Origin of the sequence: Butyrivibrio sp. AC2005 (assembly GCF_000424145.1) — a bacterium.
Lineage (GTDB): Bacteria > Bacillota > Clostridia > Lachnospirales > Lachnospiraceae > Butyrivibrio.
Genome location: NZ_KE384139.1, coordinates 103,598 through 119,152 on the forward strand (window position 1 = coordinate 103,598; position 15,555 = coordinate 119,152).

A 15,555-nucleotide genomic window follows, 5' to 3' on the forward strand; every position below is an offset into this window, starting at 1 on the left:
TTAAAGTATATCGTTACGCTTTACATAAGCAGGTGTGACGGAATCAGATACAATTTTCTTCACATGTCTGATATCAGCCCACTTATCGATTACCGCATTCTCGATATAAACGCCATCTCCGATGTTGTTGTAGGCAAGGACAATGGAGTTTTTAACCACTGCGCCTTTTCCTATGTGAACATTTCGTCCGATGATGGAATTTTCTACTGTACCCTCGATGAGGCCTGCGTTACATATCATTGAGTTAGTGACCTTGGAGCCACGGAAATACTGTGTCGGGCAGGCATCGGTAGTCTTGGTGTAAATAGGCCACTCAGGTCTGAAGAACTCCATAGCTGTGGCATAATTAAGAAGTTCCATATTTGCTCTGTAATAATCATCAAGACTTGTTATCGCTGCAAAGAAGCCTTTGTGCTGAAATCCTCTTACATCAAGATCCTTACAGGATATTGCAATCATATCAGCAAGTGAATATGCTGAGGATTCTTTTCTGGACTTCTTGATGAGATCAATAAATATCTCCTTCTTCATAACATAGGTATCCATGCTTATATTCTTTTCTTTGGCAGTACCCATGTTTCTCTCAAGAGATTCAACGCCCTTCTGTTTGTTAAGCGTTACCACATTACATGCTCTGTAGTATTCCTTTGCCTGATCAACCTTGTGATAAAGCAGTGTTATATCTGTTCCGGATTCTACATGAGCATCAAGAAGTGCCTGATAGTCCTGTTTGTAAATCATATAGCTCGGTGCGATCACAACATATTCCTGTGACATACGCTCAATCTGCTCAATATTTTCAATATAAGCATTGATATCAGTATTGTAAATTGAGCTGGCACCATTGTTCTGTGTAAAGAACATCTGAATAGCGCCGCGTTTGGAGTTGATGTTGTAATGGCGTCCGGATCCGATATGCTCCACTATAGATCTGGGTCTGCTGTTTAAGCATACCTGAATCTTGTCAAAACCACTGTTGCTCATATTGGAGATAGGGAAATCAATAACCCTGAATCTTCCAAGAAATGAAAAAGCTCCGATAGGTCTGTAATCATGAAGACCTTCAACACGAATATAATTTGCGGCGGAATTGATCACGCCAAATGCTTTATTTGCCATTATTTATCATCCCCCTTTACATTTTTTGCAACAAGGAGGATTTCTTCACTGTCCTGGCTTCCGACAACAGCATTTTTACCTATGCGTACCCCCTCTGCCACAAGGGCTCTGGTAACTTTGGCGCCTTCAAGTACCGCTACTCCGGGCATAAGAACAGAGTCAACAACCTTCGCTCCGGGACCAACCTTGGCACCTGCAAAGATAACCGAGTTTTTAACCTCTCCTCCGATAGCTGAACCCTGATTAATATAGGCTCTGTCAATCTTTGCACAATCTGCAATATACGCAGGTGTCATACCGACATCCTCTGTATAAATCTTCCAGGAGGTATCGTTAAGATTAAGCTCATTCTCACTATCAAGAAGATCCATATTGGCTTCCCAAAGAGAATCGATTGTTCCCACATCCTTCCAGTAGCCGGAGAATTCATAGGCATAAAGTCCCTTCCCCTCATTAAGCATTACCGGAATAAAATCCTTACCAAAATCATGGCTGGAATCAGGATTCTTCATATCCTCTATGAGCATCTTGCGCATAGTCTTCCAGTTAAATATATAGATACCCATTGAAGCAAGATTACTCTTAGGCTTTGCAGGTTTTTCCTCAAATTCTATAATACGTCCGCTCTTATCTGTATTCATAATACCAAAGCGGCTTGCTTCCTTCTTAGGAACACCTCTTACAGCTATAGTAGCATCTGCCTTATGCTCTTTATGGAATCTGAGCATCTTATCATAATTCATTTTGTAAATGTGATCTCCGGAAAGAACAAGCAAATACTCCGGATCGTAAGCATCGATAAAATCGATGTTCTGAGAAATGGCATCAGCTGTTCCACGATAAACATCAAGACCGGAATCAGCTTTTTCTCTGGGCGTTAATACGAAGACACCACTGTCCTTTGTATCAAGTCCCCAGCGTCCGCCGGCAGCCACATAGCTGTTCAGAAGAACAGATTCATATTGTGTAAGTACTCCTACGATATCTATTCCACTGTTTGCACAGTTACTCAGCGGAAAATCTATAATTCTATACTTACCGCCATAAGCGACAGCCGGTTTAGCAACCTTATTTGTAAGCTCGTGTAATCTACTGCCTCTACCGCCGGCAAGAATCATAGCTAGCATGTTTGTTTGAGCCATATTTAACCCCCTCTTTTTTCATATTTTATAGATATTATAATATTAAGCGTTATGCACAATATTTTCAAGAAAAAATACAGCATTTAGGGGAATTTTCACCGAAAGCCATCTGCTTTTTTTGTAAAAAACCCGTTATTATTTATAGAGTGCATCTATCTGCTCTTGAATTGCCGCCGTAACATCATCAATACCCTCCAGCGCCAGCTCTTTCTGCATCTCCTCAATAACGCTCTCTGCTGTTCCGTTATATTTTCCAAACGAAATCTGTTTCATATAGTTTCCGTATATGTCATTGCACTTCTGAATCTTTGTTTCCAGTTCAGTCTCATCAGGTACAAATTGCCCGTACGGATAATCATACTTTTTCTTTTCATAGAGTGTGTATAGTTCATCGACAGTATCCCAATTGGTTTCTGCATCGCGTATCTCAAGGTCATCATTTCTGCCCCACCAGAAATTAGTCATATCATATATGCTATCTGTTTCAGGGTTAAAGCCTTCAGGTTTTACTCTTAAACCTTCCTCATTGATGATGTATGAGATTCCCTCTATTCCATAACAAATAAGTCTGTAGCATTCCTCATCATTTCTCAGCATGTCATAAACCATAAGTGCTCTTTCAGGATTTTTTGACCCTGCTGATATTGCCATTGCACCATGAGTAATCGTTGCTGAAACAATATTCCCGTTTTCCTGTCCAAAATAGAAGAAACCGGACTCAGCATCAGGGTTGTCCTTATATATCAGATTTTCCTCATTATCTGAGCAAAGATTTGCAAAAGTCTGAGAGTGATGCTGTTCTACTGCCACAAGACCCTTGCGGTATTCCTGTCTGTTATCGGTATCAGTATTTGTCATGACATTCGAAGGCCATACCCCCATGCTGTCCCATTTTTTCATTAAAGTGGCATATTCTACGAACATGTCAGTATCTTCCATAACGGGAACACGTATTGTATATGGGTCATCCATAGTGCCACACCAGAGCTTTTCACTGCCCAGTCCATCAATTGCAACATAGTCAGAATGCGAGGTTATCCACCCCTGGGTAAGATCATTATAGCGTGAGCCATCAGCATCCCAGATGTATTTTAATTCAGGATGATTAGCCTTTACATATGAAAAGTATTCAGTCAGATCCTCCCAACTGGTCACACCCTCATCGAGTCCTGCTTCCCTTGCAAAGTCAAGGCGATAAATAAAGCCATGGTTAGTCCACTGGGTATAGTTATCTTCAGGGATAAAATAAATCTTGTCATTATACTTACACATATCCCAGTGTTCCTGAGGAACCGTTTCATAGGTTTTGGGAGCATATTTTTTCAGCATACCTTCCGAAAGCGGAAGAAATGCACCTTTTTTAACACAGCTCCAGCCATCAAGCCAGTCAGTGGAAGCGCCTACAAGATCAACACTGCCATCCGCAAGTAAAACCTTCTCATTATAGTTCACGAGGAAATTATCCCACGGAACAAAGTCAATGCTTAGCTCCGCATTCAGTTTATCTCCCAATATCTCATTTAGGGATGTAATAGTTTCACGAAGTCTCTCTGCAGCTTTTCCCTCAGGTCTGTCCCCAATTGTAAGATAGGTAATGACAACATGCTCTGAAATATCTGCCTGTGAAGTATCAAATTTTTCCTCTTCTTCAGGCGCTATTGCAATCTCGGAAGCATTAAGAACTTCCTCCGAAGCAACGAAGCCTTCCTCACCCCGGGGATTTTGATTCGCTTCATTTGAATGGGCAGGTCCGCCACAGCCTGCTCCTTGCGCTATCATAATAAAAGTTAGTATTGTTGCCAGTACCTTTTTTCTCATAGGCACGCCCCTTGACCTTTTATCAGCCAATCCTGTAAACCTTAACTCCATGTGGAGGTATCATCGCCTTCAGCGTCTTGTTATCTTCGAAAGAAAAATCAGAGGTGCTTGCTTCCCATACATCTGTAATACTTGTTGATTTTCGAAGAATTCTGATTTCAGAAATATCTTCAACAGCTATGCTGATTTCTCTTTCTTCTTCACCGGTATTGAACATGGCAATATAGCATTCCGTCTTTTTCTCATCACTGTTTTTCCATATTGCCTCATCATCTGTTCTACGAAGCTGCTCACCGTAATGCTGACCATCCATAAGACGCAGCAGCTCTTTATTTATAAGGAATTGCAAATCCTCTGAAGTCATTTTGGTAAGCTCTCCGCCTATCATAAGCGGTGATCCAAACATACACCAAAGGCTCATCATTGTGCGAAGTTCATCGGGTGTAAAGTTTGATCTTCTCTCATTTCCAAAGCCATAGCCTACCCATCCTATGGGAAGCATATCGCAATCAGGATAATTGCCTTTAGAGGTTCTCTTATTCCAGGATTCACATCTGTAGAACATCTCCTTAAGGAGTCTCCAATCATCCCAGAAATCATCGGTAATACGCCACATATTTGCATTTTCCTCATAGAAAAATGCTCTGTCCACGTGAGCAGGTCCGGGAGAAAGTGAAAGCACAATACTTCTTCCGCATTTCTCTATAGCCCTGTGGATCATCTGCGTTTCCTCGTAACCGCTAAATCTGATTCTTCCTCCATCCGGATATAGGAAGCTATCACAGATATCATCACATTTAATAAAGTCAACGCCCCAATCCGCATACATCTGAATGAGATCATCGTAATATGCCTGTCCTGCTTCGTTATTGCGAACACCGTACATATCAGGGTTCCATCCGCAAATTGACCATGCATCTGCCGCCATGTCAGCAGTATACTCGCTTCCATGTATCTTGCACCTGTCATGTGCAGCCTGTCTGGGAATCCCCCTCATAATATGTATTCCGAATTTCAGTCCTTTCGAGTGTACATAATCGGCAAGTTTCTTAAAACCGCTGCCATTAGCTGATGAAGGAAATCTGCCGGGCGAAGGCTGAAGTCTTCCGAATTCATCCATCTCATCATCCCCGAATGGAATGTACTGATAATCCTGTCGGCGGCTTCCTGCATCATTTGAATACCACTCAATATCCACTACTATGTATTCGTAGCCGAATTCCTTAAGGTAATTGGACATAAAATCAGTGTTGGACTTAATCTGAGCCTCCGTAACCTTAGTATCATAGTAGTCATAACTGTTCCACCCCATTGGGGCTCTTTTCACAAAATCGTTCTTTCTCATACCTTTTCTCCCTTTAACTAAAAGTGTCAACCTGTTCTTCAATCGGCCGAAAGTATAATAATATATAGATTAATTATGTCACATAATCACGTGAACAGTTATTATATTTTCATAAATAAACGGCTAAAGCAAGTCAAATCTTGCTCCAGCCATTAAAAATGTTATCTTCTACATCTTTTGTATAAAAACTGTTGTTTCAGTTAAATTCGCAGGCTATGTATGCAATTCCGTTCTCATCTTCGTAGCTTGAAATTCCGATCTGAGTCGAACCGCTAAGAAGATTCGCTTTATGACCGGGACTTAAATACCAGGCTGCAATGATGTTTATAGCCTCTTTTTCTCCATCCCTGTCTGCTCTTGCAAGATTCTCGCCATTTACACCGCCGCCTACTGTATACCATGCAGTTCCGTCAGGACGTGTATGTGCAAATCTGGTCTTTAATTCTTTTGCTCTTATAGCGGCTGATTGATTCAGAGAATCAGAGACAGTGAAGGCAGGAAGCCCAAGCTCCTTTCTGAGCTCGTTCATATAAGATACCACCTCTGTTGTATTAACTGTTTTTGCCTGGACCGTTATGCTGGTTGTAATAAAAACCATGAATGCAAAGCATGAACATAGATATGATAGAACCAGTCTGCTAATCTTCTTACTCATATTCATTTCCCCCTCAACAAAAATGCTTTCGCAATTTACTATAGACTATATCAGTCATAGTCCAACAGATGTCCAACAAAGATGTATAAATATATTATCGAACATAATTCTCAAAACTTTATAAAATCCATGTAAATATTCTCCAAAAAATGAACTGTAATTTTCTTGAAGGGTATGTAGTTTTGTGGTATCGTATATGTAGTTTTAAATACTACATGCAAGAGTGTTTTGTATCACTTGTATATTAGTAATTGATTGGAGGCAGGTATGACAGCAAAAGAACTAAAACATTTTTTAAAAGAGCATCTTGTTCCATCCAAGCTCTACAAAATCGGAAAAAGACGTGATGGCAGAGTATGCCTGACAAAGAAAGATGGCATCTGGGAAGTATACTTTTTTGATCATAAAGAAAAAATCGGACTTATGAGATTTACAGACGAAAACAGCGCCTGTCAGTCCATGATGAACGAACTTCGCAAGATTATGGAAAGTGTTTATGAAATCACCTTTCTACCCACAATGAAATCAGCATCTATTCACTAATCATCTTCTTGAATAACAAAAGTGCTTCTCACTTCGTATAGTTATAAGTGGAAGCACTTTTATTTCGCTCATAATACAAACAGCCCGCCGGTATATGTATATTTGATTTCAAGCGATTATAGCACTGCTAACGAGCGCGAAATCGAATATACATATACCGGCGGGCGTCCGCTTATCAAGACCTAAAATATAACACAGCACACACCAGCGACATCGCCCAGAATGCAAAGCCTATGAAGGTTGTTGTTCGTGCACTATCATAGGCTTCCTGAATGACATAGTTCTCTTTTATGAGTTCGATTCTCTCTTCTTCATGTCCGTCATAGATAGGTACCTCCGGTTCCTCTTCTTCCTCAGGCTCTCCGTTTTCAGCACCTTCCTCTCCTTCCGCGCCGCCTTCATTTTCATTTTCAAAGGCAATGTTCTCTATGGAAGGTTCCTCCGGCTCGGGAACAGGCATCTGAATATCCTCTCCGGAAATCTCAGCAACCCCCGGTTCTGTACCCTCTCCTTCTCCTGCGCCGTCATTTTCATGTCCTATCATGTTTGGATCCTTCAGTTCAGGCTTTGGTGGTCTGTTAAACTCTCCTACAATGAAAAAGCCCATCCCTACAAGAAATATCATAAGTGAATAAACCAAATAAATCTTGTCATGTCCCATATAAGCCCCGCCTCATAAAAACAAAACTCATTTAATACCAACAAAGATAATCAATACTTCTCAACCGATATGTCAGAAGGTGCTACCTTTTTAAGCTTGGCAGTATAGTCCTTTTTTACCGTTCCTTTTACATAGAATACAGCATCTTCCTTTATTTTCTTAAAGCATCCTTTTTTGAAATTCTTTATCTTTTTGGATTTAATAGTTACCTCACTGAGATTGCTGCATCCATAAAAAGCACTTTTTCCAATACTTACTACATTTGCTCCGATTGTAACCGATTCCAGCTTATCATTACTTTTGCAAGCTCTTACTGCTATGGCTGTTACTTTAGCTGTAACATCTCCAATCTCTATTTTATTCGGAATATTGAGCGATGTAGCTTCAGGATTTACCATTGCCTTAAAAGCAACCTCATAGTCCCCTGTTGCCTTAAAAATTCCGGCATCCGTAACGTAGGTCTTTCCCTTTTTAAGCTTGTTCGATGCCTCCTTATATTTAGGCCAGTACTTGTCTCTGGCAAGTTCGCCTCTCTCAACCGATTTTGTTTCCCTGTCGGAAGGAATCTCAAAATGATAACACCAGTTGTAACCGGCATTATAGGCACCTTTTTTTGAGTTCTTTACACCCTTTACCATGGAAAGTGTATTGGGATAATAAGTATTGAGCTCATATTCAAGATAATTGAGCTGTCCTTCAAGGTCAGACCAGTCATATCCATGATCATCGCACCAGGCTCTAAGTCTTGACATTCTCGATGCATGCCACTGACATATGCCATAGCTTGTACCGCCATCACTTATTGCCCCGGTATTGAAAGATGACTCCTTCTCTATATTAGCCAGAACTCCTGCACTGGCAGCATTGTTAAAATGCATCTCCTGCTGGAGGAAATTGAATATCTTTTCCTCATTATTTTTCCCATTCAAAGAAGCAGCCTTAACGCCACATTGTGGCGTTAAAAGACTGCATCCGATTATAAACACTATTCCAAGTATTATTCGTCCCCAAATATTTTCCCCTTTTTTCATACTTCCTCTCCTTTTTACATTGGTTTCTCGTAATAGAACGAGCTCTTTCTTATGAAGCCGATCTCCTTATAATTTATGATCTGCTCTGTACTTCCGATGAAAAGCACACCACCGGGAGCAAGTGAATCATAATATTTTCTGAAAATCTCATCCTTTGCTTCCTCAGTGAAATATATAAGCACATTTCTGCAAACGATAAGATGATAATCCTTCGGATAAGGTTCTCTTAAAAGATCTGCCTGTTTAAAGTTTACACGTTTCTTGACGTCATCACTTACACGCCACTTGTCGCCTTCCTGGGTAAGAAACTTCTTCTTAAGGTCAGCAGGAACACCTGACACTTCCTTTGCATCATAAACACCGGCTCTTGCCTTTGCAAGGGCGACAGTATCGATATCCCAAGCCATAATATTTATCTGGTTAAGCGGCACATGATTTGAAAGAAGCATAACTATGGTGTACGGCTCATCACCTGTAGAGCATGCTGCACTCCATATCTTCAGGTTCTTTCCGAACTTTTTGATAAGCTCGGGAACCATATTTTTATCCATAAGATTCCACTGATCAATATTTCTAAAAAATTCAGACACATTGATTGTAAGATATGTAATAAAGGTTTCGCGAGCAGTCTGATCCTTCTTTATAAGATCCATATACTGATCATAACCCTTACATTCTGTCTTACCTATCAGCGTATCAATCCTGCGCTTCATCTGTTTTTCCTTGTAAGCGTTCAGATCAATCTTTGTTAGCTTGTAGACTTCGCCCTTAAACCATTCATAATCAACTGCCATTTCCAAGACCCCCTCTTAAAGTAATCTCGTAGAATAACACACAGTAACTGCTATGATTTAAGTATAACGAACCGTCTAGTGTATGTAAAATAAAATAAACATAAACTTAATTAAGTTTATGTAATAGTACGGTGTAAAGCGAGCAAAAATAATTATGTAGCTGCATGACTCTGCTTTACACATAAATAAAGACTGCCGCAGAATAAACATGCGGCAGTCTGGATTATTTAGTAAAAGATTACTCAGCGTCCTGCTCAGCGATAGCTTTCTCGATATCTACTGATACAACGTCACCGCTCTCCTCGTTCTCATCCTTCTCGGGAGCTGTAAGAGCCTTAATGCTAAGGCTGATCTTACGATCTGCTTCGTTGAAGTCAACGATTCTTGCTGTAACTTCCTGACCAATGCTAAGTACATCTGAAGGCTTCTCAATGTGCTCTCTTGCGATCTGAGAAACATGAAGAAGTGCATCAATGCCGGGCTCAAGTTCAATGAATGCACCAAAGTCAGTCATTCTTGCAACCTTACCGGTTACTTCATTACCAACAGCATACTTTGAATCTGCATCCTTCCAAGGATTCTCATCATCAAACTTTCTTGAAAGAGCAATCTTGCTGCCGTCGATGCCCTTGATCTGAACCTTAACAGTATCGCCAACCTTGAAGGTCTTCTTAGGATTCTCAACACGTCCCCATGACATCTCTGAGATGTGAAGGAGTCCGTCTGCTCCGCCGAGGTCAATGAACGCACCAAAATCTGTAACGTTCTTAACTGTACCTTCAACGATATCGCCTACACCGATTGTCTCAAAGAGCTTCTTAGCCTGCTCAGCCTTCTCAGCAGTGATAAGCATCTTGCGGTTACCGATGTATCTTCTTCTCTTAGGATTATACTCAGTTACTACGAACTGGATCTCCTGTCCTTCGTACTTGGAAAGATCCTTCTCATAAGTATCTGATACAAGACTTGCAGGGATGAAGATACGAACTTCATCAACAACTACTGTAAGTCCACCATCAAGTACCTGTACAACCTTAGCTGTAAGTACTTCCTGATTGTTATAAGCTTCTTCAATGCGCTTATTACCTCTGTCGAGGGCAAGGCGCTTATATGACAGGATAACCTGACCGTCTGCGTCGTTGGTCTTAAGGACTTTGACATCCATTGTGTCACCTTCCTTAACTACCTGAGTCAGATCGATACTGTTATCATTGCTGTACTCGTTCTTTGTAAGTACACCATCTGACTTGTAGCCAATGTTAAGAATAATCTCATCAGGCTTGACAGATATAACAGTGCCTTCAACGACCTCCCCCGTATGAATTGTTTTGAACGACTCATTGAGCATTTGTTCAAAAGATTGTTCTGACATGATTCTGAACCTCCTCGATAATGTTCTTTGGGGTGGACGCCCCGGCGGTTATTCCCACTAGTTTAACCGCTTTAGGAAGTTCTAAATGCAAGTCATCCAGTGTCTGAATAAAATATGTATTTGCACATTTCTTACTGCATATCTCATACAGTTTCCGTGAATTAGAACTGTGCGCTCCGCCTATCACTATCATAGCATCAACCTGACCGGCAATACGTTCTGCTTCCGTCTGCCTTTCTTCAGTTGCACTACAAATAGTGTTCACAACAGTAACATTGTAGCGCGAATCAGAAAATTTATCAACGGTTTCTTGAAATTTATTTGTGTTAAATGTTGTTTGGGAAACTATACATATGTCAGTTCCCTCCGGAATGCCCAATTTTGTGGCTTCTTCAGGCGTTTCCACAACATAAACAGGTCCCGAGGCATAGCTCACAATTCCGTCAACTTCAGGATGCTTTGCGCTGCCGACAACAACTATTGTCTTACCTTCGGCGCTCTCCTTTTCAACTATGTTGTGAATTCGCTTTACAAAAGGACAGGTAGCATCGATATATTCGATTCCTCTCTCCTTCATAATTTCATAAATTTCTTTTCTGATTCCGTGAGATCTTATGATGAGAATTCCTTCGGTAAGATTTTTGAGTTCATCCTCACCTTCAATCACACTAACGCCCTGTTTTTCCAAATCCGCAACCACGGTCTCATTATGAATGATTGGTCCGTAGGTATAGATTTTCTTATCTGTATTCTTTTTTATCTGATCGTAAACAACATCCACTGCCCTGGTTACACCAAAGCAGAAGCCTGCGTGTTCAGCAAGTATAACTTCCATGTGTCCGAGTCCTTTCCCCTCATCCGCCCTTCGGGCATCTGTCTACGCTCCGCTTCGGTCCGCGCTATACCAACGTCCCCCGGACGTTGAGCGCCCCCCAAGGGGAAGGCATTATTATCTTTCCTTTGAAAAATCTAAATATGCCTTCCCCCTCTGGGGGAAGGTGGCACGTAGTGCCGGATGAGGGCTCTACTTTTCGTTATATAAGGAGATTATTTTATCTGCAACTTCCTCGATAGTCATATAGGATGAATCGATTTCCACAGCGTCATCTGCCTTCTTAAGCGGGGAATTTTCCCTTGTCATGTCTCTGTGGTCACGCTCCTTAATGTCTGCCTCGATTTCATCGATATTGCAGTTTTCACCCTTTTCAATTAGTTCCTTGTATCTTCTCTCAGCGCGGACTCTTGTTCCTGCAGTGAGGTATATCTTAAGTTCGGAATCAGGTAAAACTACGGTTCCAATGTCTCTGCCATCCATAACAACATTTGTGGTCTTAGCCATTTTCTGCTGCAGCTCCACAAGCTTCTCTCTTACCTTGGCATTGGCACTGGTCTTCGAAGCCATAGCGCTGACCTCTTCCGTTCTGAGCCTGGAGTTTACATTCTCACCGTTTAAGTAAACAACCTGCTCTCCGTTTTCATGTCCGATTGAAATGTCTGCGCTGTCAATATTACTCTCAATCTGATCGGCGTCACTTGCATCGACGCCCTTGCTTATCATATGCACTGCCATTGCGCGGTACATTGCGCCTGTGTCGATGTAAATAAAACCAAGTTTCTTAGATACGATTTTTGCGATTGTGCTCTTTCCTGCCCCTGCAGGTCCGTCTATAGCTATACTGCTTCCCATTTGTTTCTCCTTTTTAATCGTTTGCTGCACTCTCACCGGCGAGATGCCCGGTTGACCATGCTATCTGCAGATTGAACCCTCCGGTCTGAGCATCCACATCAATTACTTCTCCTGCAAAATACAGCCCTTTAATCTTTTTAGATTCCATCGTGGATGGATTTATGTCACTTGTGGCAACTCCACCCCTCGTTATTATGGCCTCCGGAAAGCCCCTAAGCCCCGTAACATCCATTTTAAGATTTTTAATCAGGCTTACAAACTCAAGTCTCTCCTTCTTGGTTATGGCATTTACCTGTTTTTCCGGATCAATCCCCGATAACTCAACCATAACGGGTATCATCTTTGAAGGAAAAAGTGCATTCAGACTGTTTTTAAACTGTCTGTTCTTTGCATTCTCAAACTCTCTCTGGATTCTCTTATCAAGCTGTTCCTCTGTAAGAGCCGGCTTTAGATCAAGGTGAATCACATATGAATACTTTTCACCCTTTTTATCCGCCTCTTCATAATAACAGCTGGATGTAAGTATCAGCGGTCCGCTAACACCAAAATGAGTGAACAGCATCTCTCCAAAACCATCATATACGTATTTCTTTTTCTTTGCGGGACCGGAAGCGGGAATCTGCTCAAGCTTAATGGTAACATTCTTAAGTGCCAGTCCCTGAAGCTCCTTGCACCAGTTCTGTGCCACCTCAAAAGGTACCAGTGATGGCGTGGTTTTTGTAACCTTGTGTCCCAATTCCCTTGCGAATTTCAAACCGTCTCCGGTTGATCCCGTGGAAGGGTACGACAATCCACCTGTGCAAATAATTACAGCGTCAAACTCAGTTATTCCTGAATCCTCTGAAACAACTGCTTTTACATGTCCATAATCGGTAACCTGAATCCAGCGCACTTCATCCTGATATCTGATATCAACCTTTAGTTTTTTTAATATCCTTACAAGTGTACTTATTATGTCAGATGAGTGGTCGGACACGGGAAAAACTCTGTCTCCGCGTTCTGTCTTAAGCCTGCATCCATTTTCCTCAAAAAGGTTCATGACCTGTGTGTTGTCATAACCATACAGCGCACTGTACAGGAATTTTGAACCATGCGGTATTTTGTCAAAGTACTCCGAGATATCACAGGCATTTGTCACATTACATCTGCCCTTGCCGGTTATATATATCTTTTTTCCGGGCTTTTCATTTTTTTCAAAAATAGTGACGGCTGCTCCGCTTAGGCTTGCGGAAATAGCCGCCATCATTCCGGCTGCACCGCAGCCAATTACAGCAACCTGCTTCATAAACTAAAATAACTCCATCCTTATGAAAGCCTGAACGCTTCATATGCCGATTCCAACATGTTAACAGAATCAGCCTCTTCAAGATCATAATCACCTGTAACAGCCATACATCCGGCGCCATGAATAAAAATCCACATCTTCATGAAAAGCTGTTCAGCATCAGGAACACCCTGATCCTTGGCCTTGGAAACCTCACGTACAACATTTTCCTCAGAGCCGTTAACAACATCATACATGCTGGCACCTTCGTTAGCCTCTGATACGAATAATAACTTAAACAGATTAGGATGCTTCTGGGCAAAAGTAATATAACTAAGCCCCAGATCAACGAAGGGTGTCTCATGCTTAGTTTCCATTCCCTTTGAAAAATCCTCAAAGAAAGCAACTGCCTTGGCAACCACATCCTTCTTAAGTTCGTCCATATTGTCATAAATTCTGAAAATAGGCTGTGTAGAACAACCTGCAGCCGCAGCAAGTCTTCTTGATGTTATCTTATCGAAGCCTTCTTTCTTAGTAATTTTAAATGCCGCATTTACAATCTCTTCCTGTGTAATAGTGGCTTTTCTGGACATAATAGAATCCTCCGTTATTTAGAATAAGTTTTATCGTATCATGTGTTATTATTTTAGTGTGTTGCCATGCCCATGTCAACAAGGATTTAAGTATGATTTTATTTGAAATAAAAAATCAGCAATGAACGAATTTTCGGAAAGTTATTTTCTGAATATTCAATCTATTGTCAGACTATTTATTTTATGATATAATCACTATAGGTCATTATGACCCGTTTGTGCGGGGATATGGGGAGACTGGAGGTTTACCATGTCAGATTTAAATGTTTCTATGATAGGCAACACTACCGAACGAATAGCGCCCCAGATGCCCGATAAAGTCCAGGCAGCCGAGCATCTAAAAGAGCAAAATGCGGAAGACTCCTCAAGGAAGGAACATATCAAAGAGGTCCTTGAAGATGTGATTGCAAAATCTAAGGATGGCGATACCGCTCAGGCAAGTAAGACAAGCAAGGATATGTTAAAAGAAAGCGAAGAACTGGGCGAGGTGAAAAAGATACCGGATAAGCCCAAAGATAATGATGGTCCTTCTGCAACCAAAAAGCTCATGGACGAAATCAAAGCATCACAGGAAGACAAGCCATCTCCTGCTGAAAAAATGAAGGAAAGCATGAATCGGGCCGAGCAGCTAAAGAAAACTCAGGATAATCTTTCTGCCAAGAACACTATCCAGAAAAAGGAGGATGTTCATACACAAAATAATACAGCTGCAAAAAAGAATTCACCTGTACAAAATAACAATGAATCCAAGAATTCAGCCCGGAATATGGATTCCTATTCAGATGCACAGCTCCAGCAGATGTATGTAAATGGTGACATTTCAAGATATGATTATGATCATCAGATGTCGCGAAGAGAAGAAAGAAATTCTGAAGAAGCAAATAACACCCGGAATGAAAAAGTTTTTAACGAAGGAATTGTAAGAGCCATGGAGAAAGAGCGCGAAGCTGATATCAGCGCAAACGCAATAGATGAAGCTTTCTCCGAAGAAGCAAATGATAACCTGAAGGCAGAGCAAAGAATGGCGATGCTGGATGCAGCTGAATTATGAAAAAGCATGTTGCTTGCAACATGCTCGCGCCGAGCGCGGTTGCATTTATGCAACAAATACCATACGCGCGAGTGCGCATCCATAGCGGAGCGTTTTTTTATATATTAGGAAATCCGGAGGAATTTCCTAATATATAAAAAAGGGGCTGTCGCATTAGATGATTAAATCATCTGGGCGATGGCCCTTTTTCAGGCCTAAAAATCGGTACTTATATCTGCTTTCTGCTCATATCTCATATTTTTAGAGTAACTTAATAGTCCGAAGATATCTTCGGATCAGATACAGGAGTTTGATTTTTAAGGATCAAAAATTATGCCGTTTTCTTTAGCTCAAAAAGATGAGTTCCTGTTCGGCCGGCCATGATCTTGTGATGCAGTTTATTGATATCGAATCCGATTGCAAGCAACACGCTTTGTGCAAGAACATTCTTCGTCCCCTTATACAAATATCTTCTGAAGTTCATGTCTTCTTTTACATTTG

Annotated in this window: 15 protein-coding genes and 1 pseudogene; 2 read left to right on the forward strand and 14 right to left on the reverse strand. The window is 41.2% G+C overall.

Annotated features, from left to right (window positions below):
• The 5 genes from glgD to G602_RS28145 all read right to left on the reverse strand — a co-directional run bounded on the left by glgD (window position 1) and on the right by G602_RS28145 (window position 6,079).
• Entirely contained in the window at window positions 1–1,119 is a 1,119-nt protein-coding gene (gene glgD, locus G602_RS0122790; protein WP_026661100.1) for a glucose-1-phosphate adenylyltransferase subunit GlgD, read from the reverse strand.
• On the reverse strand, window positions 1,119–2,261 hold the full coding sequence (locus G602_RS0122795) for a glucose-1-phosphate adenylyltransferase (protein ID WP_026661101.1): 1,143 nt from the start codon (window positions 2,259–2,261) through the stop codon (window positions 1,119–1,121). The genes glgD and G602_RS0122795 overlap by 1 nt, the downstream gene beginning before the upstream one ends.
• Window positions 2,262–2,396: 135 nt before the next feature.
• On the reverse strand, window positions 2,397–4,079 hold the full coding sequence (locus G602_RS0122800; RefSeq protein ID WP_026661102.1) for a DUF3502 domain-containing protein: 1,683 nt from the start codon (window positions 4,077–4,079) through the stop codon (window positions 2,397–2,399).
• A 22-nt stretch (window positions 4,080–4,101) separates the two neighbouring features.
• Window positions 4,102–5,424, reverse strand: coding sequence for a glycoside hydrolase family 27 protein (locus G602_RS0122805; RefSeq protein WP_026661104.1), 1,323 nt, complete (start codon window positions 5,422–5,424; stop codon window positions 4,102–4,104).
• A gap of 196 nt (window positions 5,425–5,620) precedes the next feature.
• The gene (locus G602_RS28145; protein ID WP_049945435.1) at window positions 5,621–6,079 is read right to left on the reverse strand and encodes a CAP domain-containing protein; all 459 of its coding nucleotides are present in this window, start codon (window positions 6,077–6,079) and stop codon (window positions 5,621–5,623) included.
• 267 nt (window positions 6,080–6,346) lie between these two features.
• Here G602_RS28145 and G602_RS0122815 point away from each other — a divergent pair, with 267 nt between their 5' ends.
• A complete protein-coding gene (locus G602_RS0122815; RefSeq protein ID WP_026661105.1) occupies window positions 6,347–6,622 on the forward strand; it encodes a hypothetical protein in 276 nt (91 codons plus the stop codon).
• A 175-nt stretch (window positions 6,623–6,797) separates the two neighbouring features.
• Here the strand turns inward: G602_RS0122815 and G602_RS0122820 are convergent, their stop codons facing one another.
• The 8 genes from G602_RS0122820 to G602_RS0122855 form a co-directional block, all read right to left on the reverse strand.
• Window positions 6,798–7,283, reverse strand: coding sequence for a hypothetical protein (locus G602_RS0122820; protein ID WP_026661106.1), 486 nt, complete (start codon window positions 7,281–7,283; stop codon window positions 6,798–6,800).
• A 50-nt stretch (window positions 7,284–7,333) separates the two neighbouring features.
• A complete protein-coding gene (locus tag G602_RS29575) occupies window positions 7,334–8,314 on the reverse strand; it encodes a phage tail tip lysozyme (RefSeq protein ID WP_026661107.1) in 981 nt (326 codons plus the stop codon).
• A 14-nt stretch (window positions 8,315–8,328) separates the two neighbouring features.
• Complete coding sequence (locus tag G602_RS0122830; RefSeq protein ID WP_026661108.1) at window positions 8,329–9,108, reverse strand: CheR family methyltransferase; 780 nt, start codon at window positions 9,106–9,108, stop codon at window positions 8,329–8,331.
• Window positions 9,109–9,346: 238 nt separating this feature from the next.
• Window positions 9,347–10,480, reverse strand: a complete 1,134-nt coding sequence (rpsA, locus tag G602_RS0122835; RefSeq protein ID WP_026661109.1) for a 30S ribosomal protein S1 — start codon at window positions 10,478–10,480, stop codon at window positions 9,347–9,349.
• Window positions 10,461–11,315: a 4-hydroxy-3-methylbut-2-enyl diphosphate reductase gene (gene ispH, locus G602_RS0122840; RefSeq protein ID WP_026661110.1), complete on the reverse strand. Its 855-nt coding sequence runs from the start codon at window positions 11,313–11,315 to the stop codon at window positions 10,461–10,463. The genes rpsA and ispH overlap by 20 nt, the downstream gene beginning before the upstream one ends.
• A gap of 189 nt (window positions 11,316–11,504) precedes the next feature.
• Window positions 11,505–12,167: a (d)CMP kinase gene (gene cmk, locus G602_RS0122845; RefSeq protein ID WP_026661111.1), complete on the reverse strand. Its 663-nt coding sequence runs from the start codon at window positions 12,165–12,167 to the stop codon at window positions 11,505–11,507.
• A gap of 13 nt (window positions 12,168–12,180) precedes the next feature.
• Window positions 12,181–13,452 (reverse strand): NAD(P)/FAD-dependent oxidoreductase, encoded by a 1,272-nt coding sequence (locus G602_RS0122850; protein WP_026661112.1) that lies wholly within the window; start codon window positions 13,450–13,452, stop codon window positions 12,181–12,183.
• A 20-nt stretch (window positions 13,453–13,472) separates the two neighbouring features.
• Window positions 13,473–14,024: a TetR/AcrR family transcriptional regulator gene (locus G602_RS0122855; protein ID WP_026661114.1), complete on the reverse strand. Its 552-nt coding sequence runs from the start codon at window positions 14,022–14,024 to the stop codon at window positions 13,473–13,475.
• Window positions 14,025–14,274: 250 nt separating this feature from the next.
• On the opposite strand from G602_RS0122855, the gene G602_RS0122860 reads away from it, so the two are divergent.
• A complete protein-coding gene (locus G602_RS0122860; RefSeq protein ID WP_026661115.1) occupies window positions 14,275–15,075 on the forward strand; it encodes a hypothetical protein in 801 nt (266 codons plus the stop codon).
• Between the two features lie 310 nt (window positions 15,076–15,385).
• Here G602_RS0122860 and G602_RS32135 read toward each other — a convergent pair.
• A pseudogene (locus G602_RS32135) lies at window positions 15,386–15,555 on the reverse strand (IS5/IS1182 family transposase); the annotation flags it as partial.

Bases quoted from the DNA above. Each gene is read 5' to 3' on its own strand.
- glgD (WP_026661100.1), bottom strand. From the start codon at position 1,119: ATGGCAAATAAAGCATTTGGCGTGATCAATTCCGCCGCAAATTATATT.
- G602_RS0122795 (WP_026661101.1), bottom strand. From the start codon at position 2,261: ATGGCTCAAACAAACATGCTAGCTATGATTCTTGCCGGCGGTAGAGGC.
- G602_RS0122800 (WP_026661102.1), bottom strand. From the start codon at position 4,079: ATGAGAAAAAAGGTACTGGCAACAATACTAACTTTTATTATGATAGCG.
- G602_RS0122805 (WP_026661104.1), bottom strand. From the start codon at position 5,424: ATGAGAAAGAACGATTTTGTGAAAAGAGCCCCAATGGGGTGGAACAGT.
- G602_RS28145 (WP_049945435.1), bottom strand. From the start codon at position 6,079: ATGAGTAAGAAGATTAGCAGACTGGTTCTATCATATCTATGTTCATGC.
- G602_RS0122815 (WP_026661105.1), top strand. From the start codon at position 6,347: ATGACAGCAAAAGAACTAAAACATTTTTTAAAAGAGCATCTTGTTCCA.
- G602_RS0122820 (WP_026661106.1), bottom strand. From the start codon at position 7,283: ATGGGACATGACAAGATTTATTTGGTTTATTCACTTATGATATTTCTT.
- G602_RS29575 (WP_026661107.1), bottom strand. From the start codon at position 8,314: ATGAAAAAAGGGGAAAATATTTGGGGACGAATAATACTTGGAATAGTG.
- G602_RS0122830 (WP_026661108.1), bottom strand. From the start codon at position 9,108: ATGGCAGTTGATTATGAATGGTTTAAGGGCGAAGTCTACAAGCTAACA.
- rpsA (WP_026661109.1), bottom strand. From the start codon at position 10,480: ATGTCAGAACAATCTTTTGAACAAATGCTCAATGAGTCGTTCAAAACA.
- ispH (WP_026661110.1), bottom strand. From the start codon at position 11,315: ATGGAAGTTATACTTGCTGAACACGCAGGCTTCTGCTTTGGTGTAACC.
- cmk (WP_026661111.1), bottom strand. From the start codon at position 12,167: ATGGGAAGCAGTATAGCTATAGACGGACCTGCAGGGGCAGGAAAGAGC.
- G602_RS0122850 (WP_026661112.1), bottom strand. From the start codon at position 13,452: ATGAAGCAGGTTGCTGTAATTGGCTGCGGTGCAGCCGGAATGATGGCG.
- G602_RS0122855 (WP_026661114.1), bottom strand. From the start codon at position 14,024: ATGTCCAGAAAAGCCACTATTACACAGGAAGAGATTGTAAATGCGGCA.
- G602_RS0122860 (WP_026661115.1), top strand. From the start codon at position 14,275: ATGTCAGATTTAAATGTTTCTATGATAGGCAACACTACCGAACGAATA.